This window comes from Patescibacteria group bacterium, assembly GCA_041667185.1.
GTDB lineage: Bacteria > Patescibacteriota > Patescibacteriia > SG8-24 > SG8-24 > JBAYFM01.
Map to the genome: position 1 here is coordinate 111,344 of JBAYFM010000002.1, position 15,931 is coordinate 127,274.

Genomic DNA, 15,931 nt, shown 5'->3' on the forward strand with positions numbered 1-15,931 from the left:
GGCCCGCGGCCATGATTCAAAACGACCGTTGTCACTTGCGCCGACCGGACCAAAGCCGGTTCAGAACCAGCACCAGCAGCACGAACGCCGCCGCCGCCACTGCCGCAAACACGCGCTCGTCCGGATCCGCGGGCGGAAAAATGAACTGCGCCGCGACCCGGCGGCTGAACAGGATGCCGCCCAAGGCTCCGAACGCGGCAACGCCGGCATACAGCCAGAACTTCGGAATCGTTTCGCGCCGCGAACCAAAACCATCAAATGCCGAAGCCACCGCTCCGAAAACGAAGCTGACGGCCAGGATGAAGACCATCGGATACTCGCCCATACGTCAGCACGGTTTGGACGCCGGCTGCGTCTTGCCGCTGTACATCCGGCGAAAGAACATCCGTTTGACCGCTTCGGCCAACCCCAAGTAGACCAGCACGATGGCGACGATGGCGACGAGAGCTGGCCAGGGCAGCGGGGTGAAATCGAACAATTCCCTCGACAGGATGAAGGCCGGCATCAGCCAGCCGACGATGACGGCGGCGAGCGTCGTCGCAAGCAATGAACGGCTGGGCGAACTCTGCAGGAACGGCACCTTGCGGGTCCGGATGATGTAGACGACGAAGACCTGCGTGGCCAGCGACTCCATGAACCAGCCGGCCTGGAACTGATGCTCCGACAGATGAAAGAAATAATAGAGGACGAAGCAGGTCGCGAAATCAAAGACCGAACTCAGAAGTCCGAAAACCATCATGTAGCGGCGCAGGAACGGAAAATCCCAGGACTGCGGCTTCTCGATCTCGTCGTCGTCGACCGTGTCGCCCGGCAGCGACAACTGCGAGGTGTCGTAAAGGAAATTGTTGAACAGCACCTGTTTGGGCAGCATCGGCAGGAACGGCAGGATGACCGACATGCCGGCCATCGAGAACATGTTGCCGAAATTCGAGCTCAGCCCCATGGTGATGTACTTGAGCGTGTTGCGGAACGTCTTGCGCCCCTCGATGATGCCGTCACGCAGGACCGACAGGCTCTTGTCGAGCAAGATGATGTCGGCGGTCTCCTTGGCGACGTCGACGGCATTGTTGACCGAAATGCCGACGTCGGCGGCTTTGAGCGCCGGCGTATCGTTGATGCCGTCGCCGAGATACCCGACCACGAGCCCCGACTTCTGGATCGCGCGGATCACCCGCTCCTTCTGCTGCGGCGAAATACGCGCGAAGATATTGGCCGTGACGACCAGTTTGCCCAGATCCGCGTCCGTGAGTTTATCAAGGTCGGCGCCAGTGGCCACACCCGTGATCTTCAATCCGATGTCGCGGCAGATGCGCGTAGTCAGGATCTCGTTATCCCCGGTCAGGATCTTGATATCGACGCCGAGCCGGCACAGGTCGTCGATCGTCATGGAGACGCCGGCTTTGGGCGGATCCAAAAAGGCGGCGAAACCGAGCAGAGTCAGATCCTGTTCGTCGGTCTTCGAATAGACCTCGCAATCGTTGCCGACGCTACGGGAAGCCACGGCGATGACCCGGAAACCATCCTCGCCCAAGCGTTGGAAAGCCGCGTTCGCCGCCTCGCGCGCCACCGCGTCGAAAAGTCTATCGCCGCTGGTCGAACGATAACTGGCGCAAACCTCGAAGACCGACTCTGGAGCGCCCTTGGCGAACAGCGTCCGCCCGCCGGCGTTCTCGACGATCACGGACTGGCGGCGCCGGTCAAAATCGAAAGGTACCTCGTCGATCTTGCGATAAGCCGTGATGTCCAGGCTCTTGAATTCGATGATGGCCTTGTCGAGCGGATTGGCGATGCCGGTATGGAATGCACTGTTCAGATACGCGCCAAGCAGCGTCTCCGCCGACTCGCGGCGCTCGGTGTCGACGCACTCGACGAGCACGATGCGCCCCTCGGTCAGCGTGCCGGTCTTGTCGGTGCACAGCACGTCCATGCTGCCGAAATTCTGGATCGCCGGAAGTTTCTTCACGACCACCCGGCGCTCGGACATGCGCAGTGAGCCCCGGCTGAGCGCCACGGTCATGATGACGGGCAGCAGTTCCGGCACCAGACCGACGGCGATGGCGACGGCGAAGATGAAAGCGTCGAGCACCGGCCGATCCATCAGCATGTTGGCCAGAAAGACGAACGACACCAGGACGAACGTGATCCGCATGATGAAATAACTGAACCGGCGGATGCCGCGGTCGAAATCCGTTTCCTGGCCGGCCTCGGACAGGCGTTCGGCGATGCCGCCGATCTCGGTCCGGGCGCCCGTCTGGCGGACGACCGCTTTGGCGTAGCCCGTGATCACGTTGGTCCCCATGCAGACGATCCGGACGTTATCCGCGGAGATCGCTTCCGCTTCGGCCGCCTGCAGGCCGTCGACCGCCCGCTTCTCGACCGGGAACGACTCGCCGGTGAGCGCCGCCTGATCCACGAAAAAATCCCTCGCCTCGATGACCGCGCAATCGGCCGGAATGACGTCGCCGGCCGAAAGGACGACCACGTCTCCGGGGACCAGGCTTTCGAGCCCGACCTCCTGTTCCCGGCCGTCGCGGAGCGCGGTGGCCGTGACCCGGACGCGCTCGATCAGCCGGTCGGCGACCTGTTCGGAACGGTAAGTGTTGACGAAATCCATGATCCCGGAAATGAAGATCATCGCCAGGATGATGAGGGCGTTGACCCGCTCGCCGGCGAAGAACGAGACCAGGGAAGCTACAGTGAGGACCAAGAGCAGCGGACTCGTGAATTTTTTCAGCAGCGCCATGACCGGATGCAGCCTCTTGGTGCGGGCGATCGTGTTCGCGCCGAATTCGCCGAGGCGGCGCGCAGCCTCGGCCGAGGACAAACCCAAAATAAAGACCGCTGGCTCGCTTTTGCCGGCCTGCAGTCGATTCTTGATGCGTCCTGTCAGACGCCTGATAGTCTTCCGCATACGTTCAGCCGGGTCAACGGCTGTCAGGCTTAATTATACCTGAAAACGACCGGGGCCGCACCACCGCCCCGGTCGTCATCCTGAGGTTGCGCCGCCAACCGTCTCTCGGATCAATCCAGATCGCTGAAGACCTCCTCGATGCGATCGGCCCCCAAAACCCGGGCGACGCGGTAAGCCAGCTGCAGCGAAGGGTTATATCTCCCCTGTTCGAGCGAAATGATCGTCTGGCGGGTCACGCCGGCGGCGCGCGCCAGCTCCTCCTGCGTCAACCCGAGTTTCTGGCGATATTTCGCGATCTGGGTCTTCATCAGTTCTTGCGATCAAGATAGATATTGGTCGCGGCCTTGGCGATGACGCCGGCGAACAGAGCGGCTAGGATCACCGGATCAACCGTGAACTCGCCGCGAACGATGCCGGCGGCCGCCTGATAACCGACGCCAGCGCAAAGCGCGATGATCATGGCCCAGAGAGCGTTGCGCTCGGCCAGGGCTTCGTGCGCGCGTTCCCGCTCATCCTTCGTCATGTTGGCCATGATATGGATCGCGTCAGCGGTGATGATCGCTCCCCAGATAAAAAGCGCCGCGAAACGCCATTCTTCCGCGCCGCCGAACGGCAGATATTGGATCAGGAAGATGGGCGCCACGATCGCGGCGACATAGACCCAGCCCTGCCAGCTTTTGGGGCAATAACCCCAGCCGCCGTATTTCCGCCTTTGGAACCATTCCGGTTTGCCCAGCATAATGATCTGAGTAAAAAATATATTACGTCATAAATATATTACATCGCGCCGGATCCGTCAAGGCCTCGACAACGGCCCATTGCCGGCTCGCAATGTGATATAATTGAACATATGGATAACATCGAAACCCATCTCGCCGCGATCGAAGCCAGACTCGACGACCTCAAGAAGACGGTTGACCGCACCTACCGCATCTTTTTTTTGGACCGCAGTCATCGCCGTCGCCTCGGTCGTGCTGCCGCTCATCGGATTACTGTTCGCGGTGCCAGCGCTGATCTCTAACTACACCGCCCTCCTGGGCTGAACAGCATACTTATGACCTCTGCCGCGCGCCGACGCCAAGCCAAACGGACGTTCCTGGCCAATCACCTCATGTCCATCGCGACCTGCTCGAAAAAAGGCCGGCCGCACGCGGCGGTGGTGCTTTATGCGGCCGACCAAGATCTGAAATTTTACTTCGCCACCAAGGTCAGGACGCGCAAGGCTCGCAATCTTCGGGAAAATCCGCGGGTTGCCTTCGTTGCCGGCCTGGAACCGCCTTTCAGCTTCCAGGGCGAAGGCCGAGCTATCCTGATTAGCGCCGCCGCGGAACGTCAAAACGCGTTAGCTAAGCTGGCACAAGCAGCCGCAAACGGCGTCTGGAAGAATTTTTGGCCGCCCATTCTCGGCCTGCGAGCCGGCGAATATGCCGTCTATCGCCTGAAACCAATGCGGCTGCGGGCCCTTGACCTCCAAAACGCGAAAATCAGCAATCGACTGTCCTCTTTCATCGAACTGATCGAATGGCGGTCTCGCCGCAGTTAATCAATCCGCTATGCCGCCCAAAAAGAAAATCCTGGTGGTCGATAGCGACGCCTTCCTGGCGAACGTTCTGCGCGCCAACCTAAAAAAAGATGGTTATGACGCCGACCTGGCCACTGACGGTAAAGCCGTGGCCGACAAAGTCGGGACGTTCCGGCCGGACCTAATTCTGCTTGATCTATCCCTGCCCGGCCGATCGGGACTGGACGTTCTGGGAGACCTGCGTACGAACCGGAAGACCAATCGGATCAAAGTCATCGTGCTCACGAACGACGACGGACCAACCCAACGCTCCAGCTGCGCCGCCCTGGAACCGGAGGCTTACCTGATCAAAGATCAGATCGATTTCCCGAAATTATCCGCTCGCATCGCCAAAATCATCCGTTAACCATAACGCCGCATCTGCGACGCGAAAACTCGACGGATCTCTGTTTGGAATTTTGACCGGCAATGCGCCCCACCCCGCTTCAAAAGCGGCGCCATCCGTGCTACAAGTACTCCCATGCGCATAGCGATCATCGGCGGCGGCGCCGCCGGACTCATGACAGCCGCGACCCTGCTGGAAACCGACCCGCAATCGGAAATTTTTCTGATCGAAAAAAACGACGCCATCGGCAAGAAAGTGCTCCTCACCGGCGGCGGGCGCTGCAACGTGACGACCGGACTCCGCGACGTGCGGACGATCCTCGGCAAATATCCGCGCGGCGGTAAATTCCTGTCCTCGGCCATGCGTGTCTTCCCTCCGGAAGACGTCTGTGCCTGGTTCGAAGAACACGGCGTACCGCTCAAGACCGAGGCAGATAGCCGGGTCTTCCCAGTTTCCAACGACGGCCGGGAGATCGTCGGCGTCTTCGAACGCCTGTTCGAGAACCCGCGCTTGCATCTGCTGCTCAAGACGACGGTCGAACGCGTGGACAAGACCGCTGCCGGCTTCCTGATCAAATTCAGCGGGCGGACGGAATCGCTCGCCGCCGACGCAGTCGTACTCACGACCGGCGGCCAGGCTTACCGCCACACCGGCTCGACCGGCGACGGCTACGGCTTCGCGATCGCGCTCGGCCACACCCTGACGCCGCTAGCGCCGAGTCTCAGTGCACTCACGACGCGGGAGAGCTGGCCGGCCGAAGTCTCCGGCCTGGCTTTCGAAAAAGCGACCCTGACGGCCCAAGGTTCCCGGACCCACCAATTCACCGGACCATTCCTCTTCACGCACCGGGGCGTGAGCGGACCAGCGGTCTTCGCTCTCTCGTCGCTCGTCGCTTTCGAGAACTTCGACGCCCAGAAACCATTGGAACTGAAGATCGACCTGTTCCCCGACCTGACCGCTGAAAAACTGGCCATTGAGATCAGCGGCCGCAACATCCTGAATCCGACCCGGATCTTCCAGAACAACTTGGTCGGCGTGATTCCGAAGTCCCTAGTCGACATCTGCATCCGCGAATCCGAACTACCCGGCGGCGTACGCGCAGCCGAGGTCTCCAAGAAAGATGTCCGGCGAACGGCTGACTGGCTCAAAGCCGTGCCGTTCCATGTTGTCGCGCGAATGGCCGGCGAAGAATTCGTCACGGCCGGCGGCATCTCGACGACCGAAATCAACCCCTCGACCATGGAATCGAAGCTCTGCCCCGGCTTGTATTTCGCCGGCGAGATCCTTGACGTCGACGCTTTCACCGGCGGTTTCAACCTCCAATCCGCCTGGGCGACCGGACGACTGGCAGGACTCAGCATCGCGGCCGCCAAGTAAAGATCTGCAAACTGAACCGGCCGCGCGGCCAGTTTTCCTGACCGCTCCCGGACGTGCCAAGACCAGCGCCAGCAGGTACAATCAATCCATCGCCCATCATTATCCCAACTCCATGCCCGCAGTCTTTCTGAAAAGCGCGTTCCGCGCCGCGGATCTTCCGGCCAGCGAGAAACCCCAGATCGCCATGCTGGGCCGTTCGAACGTCGGCAAATCCTCGCTGATCAACGACTTGGTCGGCGTAAAAAAACTCGCCCGCACCAGCGCCCAGCCCGGACTCACCCAGTCCATCAACCTTTACGAATGCGACAAGCGCTACCTGCTCGTGGACCTGCCGGGCTATGGCTTCTCCCGCGCCAAACGCTCCGCCGGCCGAGGTTTCGCCGGGCTCATCGGCGAATATCTCTCCGAAGCGGCGCAGCTGAAACTGGTCCTGCTCATCATCGACGCCCGCCAGGGCTTCATGGAGAGCGACCGCTACGCGCTCGACCAGTTGCAGATGCAGGATCTTCCTTTCGTCATCGTCTTCAACAAGATCGACAAGCTTTCGAGTTCGGCCGCGGCGGCCGCAATCCGCGATCTGCGCGCCGACCGGCCGGAGCTGCAGATCATCCCCCACTCGGCCGTGAACGGCCAAGGCACCGGCGAGATCCGCGACGCGATCGAGCGGGCCGTGCGGGCGGCTAAATGAACGATTCACCGCAATTTCAAAACCGGGCCGATCAAGGCCCGGATTTTTTTATTGGCCGCCGAAGCATCAGAATTCCGGCGCACCGCACTCCCACAGGTCGGTTTTGGTCAGACTTTGGCCGGTGGCGGCCCGCTCGGCCAGAAGTTCGCACGGCAATTCGAGCGGCGGCGGCCGGAAACCGACAATCAGTTGTTCGATCGACAGGCCGTCGCGATGCGTGAAATGCGCCTGGTCGCCCTCGTCGTTCTGTTCGAGTCCGCACCAGGCCGCGATGCGGCCCAGCCGCTCCCAATCGACGTCATAACCGCGCCAGCGGTCGACCACGTCGACCGCCAGGCCGTAATTATGCAGGCTCCTGCCGCCCGCGACCTCGGTGACGATATGGCCGTTCTCGGTGCGCCCCTGCTGGAAGACCAGATTCTGTTCGGCCACCGTCCGATACCCGGAAGTCACGCGCAACTCGAATCCCTGGACCGCCGCCGCCGGCAGCAGGCATCGTTCGACCTGCGCCAAAAAATTGGCGTCCATCTCCGTCGGCAACGGCAGCGGCGTCGGTTCGGCGGCCGCGACCACTGACGAAGCGACCGTTGTCAGCCGGCGCCATTCAAAAACGGCCAAACAGACCGTGATTCCGGTAAATAACACTACGATCACCAAGATGCCCAGCAACTTCTCGTATCGACCGGTTTGATCCTCGTTGATCAGCGGCATAGCGCACAAAAGATGGATTCATGAAGGATTCCTATTATATCCACTATGGCGCTGATCATGCAATCAGCTCACCGGCCCGCGTCGATGGTGCCTGTTGTCAGCCGGATTACCGTCTCGATTATTGCCTCGTGAACGTGAATGTGCCGGCATTGATCGGAAAATTCGAAAAACCCCAGACGCCGGAGACGCTCGTCGGCGAGGCATTGCTGATATTCAGATCCAGACTGTCGGACGGATAGCTGTAGCGGATATCCCGAACGCCGTCAGTCCAGGTGGCGGTCGTGATCACTTGGCTGGGAGAGCTGTGCAATCCGGCTGCCTGTCCCCCGACGGTCACGGTGATCGCCAGGGTCTTGGAGCCGCCCATCATGCGGCAGTCAGGATAATATTTTGGATCCTCATCATGCACCTGGCTGATCACGGTCGCGGTAAAGGTCAAACTACCCGCCCCCTCGCTCACGTTGTCGCCCTGAATCGCGCCATACAAACTATCATCAACGTTAAAGGACACGCTGATGTTATGGGACCATTGGCCGTCCACGCAATAAGAATGAAAGTCCTCGATGCCAGTGAGCGTCCCCCGCCACGTCTCCGGGGTCTTGGAGCGCTGTTCCGGCGCTGGCGGGATATAGACCGGCGTCGTTGCCGGTTCGTTATAGACCGGCTCGACATAATCAGGGTCCGGAATGACCGGCGGCGAAGCTACGGGCGCTGGTTTGGCGACCGGAGCTGGTTTGGCGACTGCCGCGACAGCCTCTGACCCAACTGGCGCGCTAGCCGGTTTCTCGATGACCTTCAAATCGACCGATCTTGCCCAGACCGTTTTCTGCTCCCTGGATGGAACGATCTCATAGGTCTTGATAGTCCGCTCGCCGACCTCGGCATAACGCACCCCTTCCTCCTGATCCTCGGCCGGCGGCAGCAGCAGTCGCGTCAACTTCCGCGTTTCCTCGCCTGGCGCTGGTTTCATGGCCTCATGAACGCTATAAAGCAATTTTCCGAACGGCACGAAATCGCTCGCGGGCGCGCCGGACTTTTCGTCGAGATATGCAAGCAGGGCGTCGATCGGCGTCTCGAACGCCGGCCGCACCAAACCCGCCCCGCCGTCCAAAGGTTCGAGGCCGGCGTTGATCGCGTAAGAAACCGACGTGGCGATGGCGACCTTGTCCCAGAACGCCAAAGCGGCCGTAAGCGCGCCGACCGGCCGGAGCGCCAGGGTCAAAGGGATGCCATAAGTGAAGCGTGCCGCCTCGGGCAGGACCTCGCCGAGTTTAGCGGCCTGTTCGCTGGCCGATTCGCGATATTGGCAGGGCATAATATAGATCGACCCTGCGCCGACCCCCAGGTCCTGCATCGCCTGGCGGCAATTCGACAAGGCTGCAGCCCGTGCGGCCGGCAGAAAAAATTCGCGCCAGCCACCTCGCGCGAGCGGCGCTGCGGCCGCGAACTGGCGATCGGCTGCCAGATAGAGACGGTCGAGTTCCGCCAGGTCAGCGGCGCTGACGACGATCTTCTTTCCCCCGACAGTCAGCGACCCGGTCGCTTTCTGGTCGCGCGCGACCTTGCGGACTTCCTTGAAGATCTTTTCCAGTCCGGCCTTGTAGGCGGTCAAGACTGCCCGCAATTCCTTGGCGGTTTCCGGGACCCGCTCCAGAGCCGCAGCCACGGCGTCGCCGGCCGAAGCCAGATGCAGCGCAGTATACGCTCCTTTCGGCAATTGGCTGTCGACCTCCGGCAGCGCCATGATCCGGACGTCCGCGATCTCCTGGGAAGTATATACGATCAGCTGATCGATCCCGTCCGAAGGTCGGACCTCGACAACTCTGAGGCTGATCGTCTCCGCAACCGAAAGACCACTGCTGTCAAAAAGCGGCGGCACCATGAACTCGGCCCGGTCGTCCGCCAAAACCACTGCCGGAGCCAGGAGTGTCGAACCGTCGGCGCGCGCGATGACGGCGGCAACGGCTGATTCCTCCGGCTGGTAAAAAGATCCCCTGGCGGCAACGATACTGAACGGCTGGAGCTCTTTTTGATCCAGCGTGATGCTCAGGCCCTCGGGGCTCGGAAAAGCCTTCCAGAAAGTATAACCGACGGCCGTGCCGAAGACGAACAGCAGGAATAGAACGCCGAAAAGCTTGCGCATATTGGAATTATTTTTTCTTCGCTGCCGCCTGACGCAACCAGCCGACCAATGACCTCATCCCGGCGCCCATGAAGATCAGGCCGTTACCAACGAAAGCGATGAACAGCAGCAAAAAACCTATGAGGAACATCACACCATAGGGCATGCCGATGGTCCTGACCTCTTCGAGCAGCGCCTGGCCGGCGGCATAACCGATGTAACCGTAAAGATCGGTTCCCAGGGTCGACGGACCGGCCGCGAGCGTCTCCACCTGTTGTCTGATCCAGCCCGTCAGTAGCGCGCCAGGCAGCGCGCCGATGAGCAGCGCTATTCCAGGACTGACCAATTGTCCGAAACCGCTGCTGAACCTGATCACGCCGATGAGCATGAAGAAAGCGAAACAGAGGATGTAGGGATAGATGTCGTTGAACAGCTTGTGATTCTTCTCGGATAAGAAACCAAAAACCCCGACACCGCCCTGTGCCTTCATGGCCGCGGCCGCTGCCTCGCTTTCAGCGACGCGCTTCAGGCCGGCCTCGCCGTCCTCCCAGATCGGTTCGCCGACCTGGCGAAAAAGGAACAGCCGAACCTCGCGCGGCGTCAGGCCGATAAGATCCGATTCTCTGACCTTGACCGCGAGACCCGAAAATGGCTTCATTTCCTCGCCGCCTGACTTGCTGAGAGCAACGCGCAAAGAAGCCACATCAGTTTCGTCATCAAGTCCCTTGGGACTCGCCAGCGCGGCAAAGACGTGAGCCGACAACCCGACAACGGTTTCCTCGTCCGTGTACTGGGCCGCAGTGTAACAAAACAGACCGGCCATGGCCGAAAAGACGAATAAAATTCCGTACAGCCATTTGAGGTCAGTGCGCCAGCATTTAGCCGGGGTTTTCGGATCCTGAGGTGTTTCTTTGCCGAACATAGACGCGCCGCTGACCGATCAAGGCAGCAATAAAATAAATATCCTTATCGTCATTTTATCATATTTATAACCTATTCCGTCTGTCCCATCAGTCGCAGCAATTCTTCCAGGCACTCCGGCAGCGCGTACCAGCCGCCCGAACCGTTCAGGTGACCGCCATTCTTGATGAGCGTCAGCCTGGCGTCCAGCGCCCGGGATAATTTCTCCGCCTGCGCCAGCGGCACCACTTGGTCGTTATCGCCGTGGATCACGGCGCACGGACCGATCCGGGATCTGATCAGGGCGAAATCGAAAGGCGCGGCCAAAAAATCGCCGCCCTTCGGATTCGCGGTCGGCTCGCAGGGACCGGATACGAACACAGCCCCGGCCAGCGCACGGGCGCCGGCCGACTCCAGATACCGCAGGATCGCCGGAACTCCGAGGCTGTGGCCGACCAGATACAATTCGTCCTGGCCGTTCCGGTCAACGTGCCGGGCGATCTCGCCGACCCACTCGGCGAGTACTGGTTCTTCCGGACTCGGCATCGAGAGCGCGCAGGCATAGATATCCCGCTTCTGCAGTTCGCCCATGAGCCAGGGACGCCAGCCGCCGTTCGGCGACCCTCCGAGGCCGTGGATGATGAAGACTTTTTTCATAGCGCTGGCGAATGTTCAGTCAGCCGATCTATGGCTGAAAAAGTTCCGCCGGAATGAAACGGGCCGTTTTCACTTCCGGAAATTGTTTGGCCGTCGACTCGATCTGCGCCCAGAGGATGCCGACGCGGCAGGAGCCGCCGCCGGTGCGGTTGTTCGGATCCACGAATTCCAGGGTCAAAACGCCGCTCTTCAGGTTCGCGCTCCGAAGCTCCACGCCGGCCAGCGGAAATTCCGTAGTGATCCCGGCCGCCCTTTCCGCATCGGTCAGCCCACCCTTGAGCAGCAGCCGGATCGTGTCCTGGATCGGCGTCTTGGTGACCGGAATTCGCCGCTCGACAGCCACAAGGCCGGCCCGGCTGCACTGGATGTTGCCGGCCGCGTCCCGATCCCGCGACGGGTCGTAGCGATAAAGTTTGACAGCACGCGTCTCTCCGACCTCGACCGCGAAGTGCACCGGCAGCCGCACCTCATCGGCATTCTCCGGCAAACCGGACGGATTGTCTTTCACGAGCACCAGCGTTCCGGTCGCGGTCGCCGGCGGTTCGAAAACCAAAGAAACCGCGAAAGGAACGAATTCCCCGGTCATCCAATCCCCTTGCGCCTGCGCCGGAACGGCCGCCAGCAATTTGCCGTTCGCGTCGAAAAGTTTCACCGGGAACGAAGCCTCGAAATACCAGCTGCCACGCGCTTCGCCCAGGACCACGAGCGGACTCGCGACCGCTGCGTCCGGCTGGGGACTCGCCACGCGGATCTTGTCCTGATGGGCCGCGAGCTGGTCAGCTGACTTCGCCACGACCAGAACGACCGACTCCGCCGACACGTCGCTCGCGGACACCGCGTAATCTCCGGCCGCACCAGTCAGACCGCGGACCGTGCCCAGAACCACTTCCATCTCGGTCGTCAGCATTCCTCCCCGGAGCCGCAGGATCGGAGCCAGCTCGCCCTGCCAGATGCACTGGACGCCAGCCGGACAACGCGAGTCATTGATCGCCTCCAGCCGCACGGTCAGACCATCGCCGTAGACGATCGACGCACCGACAGTCAGAAGTTTCCCCTCGCCCCAGACGGCTACTGCCGATTCCGCCGCTGCCGGTTGATCCTGATCTTTCACGGCTGGTTCTGGCGTCCGGACGCAGCCGAAACCAGCTAAGCCGAAGATCGCGGCTAACGTGACGATAAAAATTATTTTACGCATATCATTAAGTGATCATTTACTCGGATATTTTGGCACATTTAAGCTAAAAATGGAAATGATCTTCAAACGAACTGGCGCATGCTATAATACCAAATAACGACTGGATATCCGTTCAACGATCATAACCGCTTCCAGGCCTTCCTATGAAAAAGTTCCTGCTTACGTTCATTGCCGTGATCATCATCGCCCTCACCGGCGCGTTCTGGTGGTATGAAAGCGGCAACCGGCTAGCCCAGCCGCAGACCGGACAGTTCGAACAGATCGCCGCCGATGCAGCTAAAACGGTGGCCAAGATCACGCAGACCGTCGTTGCGCCGCCGCCGCTCCGCGCCACGATCGAATCCCCCGTCGCCAACCTCAGCAACGCAGGCGTCTTAAACTGGACCAACGCGGCTCGCAACGACAATGGCGGCCTGAAACCGCTCGTACTGAACGCCGCGCTGAACGCCGCCGCCGCCGCGAAACTCAAGGACATGTTCGCCGGACAATATTTCGCGCACGAATCGCCAACAGGCGTCGGTCCGGCCGACCTCGCCAGACAAGCGGGTTACCACTACCTTGCTGTCGGCGAAAACCTGGCGCTCGGGAACTTCGAAAACAACCAGATCTTGGTGCAGGCCTGGATGGACAGCCCGGGACACCGCGCCAACATCCTGGGAAAATACGACGAGATCGGGATCGCCGTCGGCCGCGGAACCTACGAAGGCCGGACGACCTGGCTCGCGGTCCAGGAATTCGGTCGACCGCTCTCGGCTTGTCCGCAGCCCGAAACAGGCCTCAGAGCCCAGATCGACTCCGACCGCGCCAAGCTGGATCAGCTCCTGGCCCAAGCCGACGCGCTCAACTCCGAACTCGACGCCGCCAAAAAACCGCGCGGCAGCGACCAAGTGGACGCCTACAATGCCAAGGTTGCGAATTATAACGACCTTGTCAAAGAACTCAACGCCCTGAACGCCCAGCTCCAGGGCGAAATCACGGTCTACAACGGCCAGGTCCAGGCCGCCAACGCCTGCGTGGTCAGATAAAAATTATCGAAAAAAATATTAAAGGCTAACCAGGACCGATATGTCTTCGTCTCGGATACTGACCGCCGCGGTCGTCATGTTGCTGCTTGCCGGCGCTGGCTGTACCGCGGTCTCTAACGCACCCGCTGATAATTCTCCGGCGCGCCCGACCGGCGCTGTTCCCGCCGCTCCGACGACCCTGCCGCCGACGCCAGCCATCGGAACCGACACGCCGGCGGCGGTCAGCAACAGTGTCATAATCATCAAGAACTTCGCCTTTTCCCCGGCCCAGCTCACGGTCAAAAAAGGAACATCCGTGACCTGGAAGAACGAGGATTCGGCGCCGCACATCATTGCCTCCGATTCTGGCCTGCCGGGCCTCCTGTCCGGCACCCTGGCGACTGGCAATGAATTCACCTTCACCTTCGACCAGGCCGGCGATCAGGGCTATCACTGCCAGATCCATCCGAGCATGACCGGCAGCGTCAAGATCGTGGAATGATCTGATCCGGCAAAAAACCCGTCGCAACGGCGGGCTTTTTATTTTCCCCGCAAAGTTCCACTCCCGGACCAGGGGCCGGCCGCGATTGACTTCTTCCGCCCTTTGCCGCTCAACGTTAAAAAGCGCCCCTTGGCGCTTTTTTTCTTGCTCCGCGAATAATCCCACTCTCGATAAAATGAGAAACAGAGCCATGTCGTTCACGAACGATGCGGCGGAGATACGAAGAGTGGGAATGACATTTTATATATTAAGAAACCCGCACGCCGGGGAGGCGTGCGGGTTCGCGGTTCGGAGGGAACCGCTCGGCTGGCTGACCTTCAACTTGAAAGATTATTTCTTGCTGAGGAAATCCAGCAGCGGGCTGACGTTGAGCATGTAGCCGATCTTGAGATCGCGGGCGGTCCGGAGACCGGCGGGCAGACCCCATTCAGGAATGCTGACCTGATTGATCTTCGCCACCTGCTTAACGAGATGTCTGACCGCTTCGTCCTTGGCCGAGGAACCCAACTCGCGCCGGACCAACTTCCAGAGGGAGTCGCCCGAAGAGATCTTGAGGCTGCTCTTGGAGACTTTCTTCATGACCCAGAGGTCGGCCTTGTCGAGCTTCTTGTTCTTGGCGAACTTTTCCTCGAGGGCAAAAGCGATCTTATTCTGCCATTTCTCGGTCTTGCCGTTGTGGGTGACCGTGACAGAAGTGTCGAGACCACAGCTCCAGCAGGAACCCTGATCGATGATGGTGAACTGCAGGGCCTTGTAATCGCTAGCGACCACGTCGGAGAGAACCGCGGTATCGGCGACAAAACCTTCCGGTGGCGTGACCGAGACCTCGACGCCCCAGTCGCCAGACGCCTCAAAGATGTACGGATAATAGGCTTGAGTGCTGTCCCAGACCATGTACTCAGGCTCGATGACCAAGAGCTCGGAACCGGTCTTAACCGTCGTCTTACCGGAGACCGAGTTGCCGTTTGCGGTCACGATGACCTGGAGATACTTGCGGGCCAAGTCGCCGGCCGAAACTGTACCGACCATCGAACCAGCAACGACGCCGGTCTGCGGATCAGCGGCAATAAGCAGCCACTGGCCGGCAGTGAGGCCAAGGCGGACATAGCCGTTCGCGTCGGTCTGGCCGACGAAGGTCGCCGAGCAGCCCGCGAGAATGGTAGCGTAGTCCTTCGGACTATTGCCGATGTTCGAGGCGCAGGAGCCAGCCTCCTGGCTAAAGATCGAAACATCAGCGTTCGCGATACCGACCTTGGTGCTGCCGGGCTTGGTACCGGCCTGGACGGTGTGGCGCTCGAAGGAAGCATCGACCGCAGCCGGACAGCCTTTGAAGTCGGCCGTACCGGAGACCGCGGGGCAATTGTCCTGACCGTCGACTACACCGTCGTTGTCGGTGTCAGTCATGATCTCGAGCACAGTGTGCAGGAGACCGGAAGCCGTGACGGTCGAACCGTCAGCGCTGACACCGATGGTCACATTGTGCAGACCATCAGCCGTACCAGCACCGATCGCGAAGACCGCGCTCGCACCGGCAGCCGGCAGTCTGACCTGCGTGCCGCCGTTCGAACCCTCGCAGAGACCCGGAGCGGAAGCGAATTCCGCGCCGGCAATATCCTTGACGCAGACGTGCTGGCCGAGCGTGCCTTTCGGCATCTCGAGGGACTTGGTCGTGCCGGCGGGCAGGTTAGCGTCAACTTTGATCGCCGGGCGAGGAAAGACATCAGTCACCGTCACGCCGATCGAAGTGGCCGGCGGGACCGGCTGGGTGCCGGCGGGTAGAACGACAGTGAACAAGCGGCCGTTGGCGCCGGTGATGGCGAGATTGAGACTGCCATCAGGATTCGTCGTGACGACCACGGTGCCGCCAGTGATCGTGACCGAATTCCTCGTGACCGTGATCGAAGCCGAACCGGTGTTGCCGGCGGCATCGGTGGCGGAGCGAGTGATGACGTTAGCG

Annotated in this window: 17 protein-coding genes; 7 read left to right on the top strand and 10 right to left on the bottom strand. The window is 60.6% G+C overall.

The annotated features are described in order from the left end of the window. Positions 1 to 31: 31 nt before the first annotated feature. The 4 genes from WCT10_01230 to WCT10_01245 form a co-directional block, all read right to left on the bottom strand. Entirely contained in the window at positions 32 to 325 is a 294-nt protein-coding gene (locus WCT10_01230; GenBank protein MFA6603445.1) for a hypothetical protein, read from the bottom strand. Between the two features lie 3 nt (positions 326 to 328). Further along, on the bottom strand, positions 329 to 2,911 hold the full coding sequence (mgtA, locus tag WCT10_01235) for a magnesium-translocating P-type ATPase (GenBank protein ID MFA6603446.1): 2,583 nt from the start codon (positions 2,909 to 2,911) through the stop codon (positions 329 to 331). A gap of 110 nt (positions 2,912 to 3,021) precedes the next feature. Beyond that, entirely contained in the window at positions 3,022 to 3,219 is a 198-nt protein-coding gene (locus WCT10_01240) for a helix-turn-helix transcriptional regulator (GenBank protein MFA6603447.1), read from the bottom strand. Next, complete coding sequence (locus WCT10_01245) at positions 3,219 to 3,650, bottom strand: hypothetical protein (protein MFA6603448.1); 432 nt, start codon at positions 3,648 to 3,650, stop codon at positions 3,219 to 3,221. Before WCT10_01245 ends, WCT10_01240 begins: the two co-directional genes overlap by 1 nt. Before the next feature lie 111 nt (positions 3,651 to 3,761). Between WCT10_01245 and WCT10_01250 the strand changes: the two genes are divergently transcribed. The 5 genes from WCT10_01250 to yihA all read left to right on the top strand — a co-directional run bounded on the left by WCT10_01250 (position 3,762) and on the right by yihA (position 6,883). Next, the gene (locus WCT10_01250) at positions 3,762 to 3,932 is read left to right on the top strand and encodes a hypothetical protein (protein MFA6603449.1); all 171 of its coding nucleotides are present in this window, start codon (positions 3,762 to 3,764) and stop codon (positions 3,930 to 3,932) included. Positions 3,933 to 3,965: 33 nt separating this feature from the next. Next, the gene (locus WCT10_01255; protein ID MFA6603450.1) at positions 3,966 to 4,454 is read left to right on the top strand and encodes a pyridoxamine 5'-phosphate oxidase family protein; all 489 of its coding nucleotides are present in this window, start codon (positions 3,966 to 3,968) and stop codon (positions 4,452 to 4,454) included. Positions 4,455 to 4,464: 10 nt separating this feature from the next. Next, positions 4,465 to 4,839, top strand: a complete 375-nt coding sequence (locus WCT10_01260) for a response regulator (GenBank protein ID MFA6603451.1) — start codon at positions 4,465 to 4,467, stop codon at positions 4,837 to 4,839. Positions 4,840 to 4,953: 114 nt separating this feature from the next. Next, on the top strand, positions 4,954 to 6,195 hold the full coding sequence (locus WCT10_01265; protein ID MFA6603452.1) for an NAD(P)/FAD-dependent oxidoreductase: 1,242 nt from the start codon (positions 4,954 to 4,956) through the stop codon (positions 6,193 to 6,195). A 112-nt stretch (positions 6,196 to 6,307) separates the two neighbouring features. After that, positions 6,308 to 6,883, top strand: coding sequence for a ribosome biogenesis GTP-binding protein YihA/YsxC (gene yihA, locus WCT10_01270; protein ID MFA6603453.1), 576 nt, complete (start codon positions 6,308 to 6,310; stop codon positions 6,881 to 6,883). A 66-nt stretch (positions 6,884 to 6,949) separates the two neighbouring features. Here the strand turns inward: yihA and WCT10_01275 are convergent, their stop codons facing one another. The 5 genes from WCT10_01275 to WCT10_01295 form a co-directional block, all read right to left on the bottom strand. Further along, positions 6,950 to 7,594: a M15 family metallopeptidase gene (locus WCT10_01275; protein ID MFA6603454.1), complete on the bottom strand. Its 645-nt coding sequence runs from the start codon at positions 7,592 to 7,594 to the stop codon at positions 6,950 to 6,952. A gap of 118 nt (positions 7,595 to 7,712) precedes the next feature. Then, on the bottom strand, positions 7,713 to 9,737 hold the full coding sequence (locus tag WCT10_01280) for a hypothetical protein (GenBank protein ID MFA6603455.1): 2,025 nt from the start codon (positions 9,735 to 9,737) through the stop codon (positions 7,713 to 7,715). A gap of 7 nt (positions 9,738 to 9,744) precedes the next feature. After that, a complete protein-coding gene (locus WCT10_01285) occupies positions 9,745 to 10,638 on the bottom strand; it encodes a hypothetical protein (protein ID MFA6603456.1) in 894 nt (297 codons plus the stop codon). A gap of 71 nt (positions 10,639 to 10,709) precedes the next feature. After that, entirely contained in the window at positions 10,710 to 11,273 is a 564-nt protein-coding gene (locus tag WCT10_01290; protein MFA6603457.1) for an alpha/beta hydrolase, read from the bottom strand. A gap of 28 nt (positions 11,274 to 11,301) precedes the next feature. Then, positions 11,302 to 12,468 (bottom strand): Gmad2 immunoglobulin-like domain-containing protein, encoded by a 1,167-nt coding sequence (locus WCT10_01295; protein MFA6603458.1) that lies wholly within the window; start codon positions 12,466 to 12,468, stop codon positions 11,302 to 11,304. Between the two features lie 143 nt (positions 12,469 to 12,611). Here WCT10_01295 and WCT10_01300 point away from each other — a divergent pair, with 143 nt between their 5' ends. Both WCT10_01300 and WCT10_01305 read left to right on the top strand, forming a co-directional pair. Next, positions 12,612 to 13,493: a CAP domain-containing protein gene (locus WCT10_01300; protein ID MFA6603459.1), complete on the top strand. Its 882-nt coding sequence runs from the start codon at positions 12,612 to 12,614 to the stop codon at positions 13,491 to 13,493. Positions 13,494 to 13,533: 40 nt separating this feature from the next. Further along, the gene (locus WCT10_01305; GenBank protein MFA6603460.1) at positions 13,534 to 13,974 is read left to right on the top strand and encodes a plastocyanin/azurin family copper-binding protein; all 441 of its coding nucleotides are present in this window, start codon (positions 13,534 to 13,536) and stop codon (positions 13,972 to 13,974) included. A gap of 330 nt (positions 13,975 to 14,304) precedes the next feature. On the opposite strand, the gene WCT10_01310 is transcribed toward WCT10_01305, so the two are convergent. After that, positions 14,305 to 15,931, bottom strand: a 1,627-nt coding sequence (locus WCT10_01310) for a thrombospondin type 3 repeat-containing protein (protein MFA6603461.1), incomplete at its 5' end; no start/stop codon positions are given.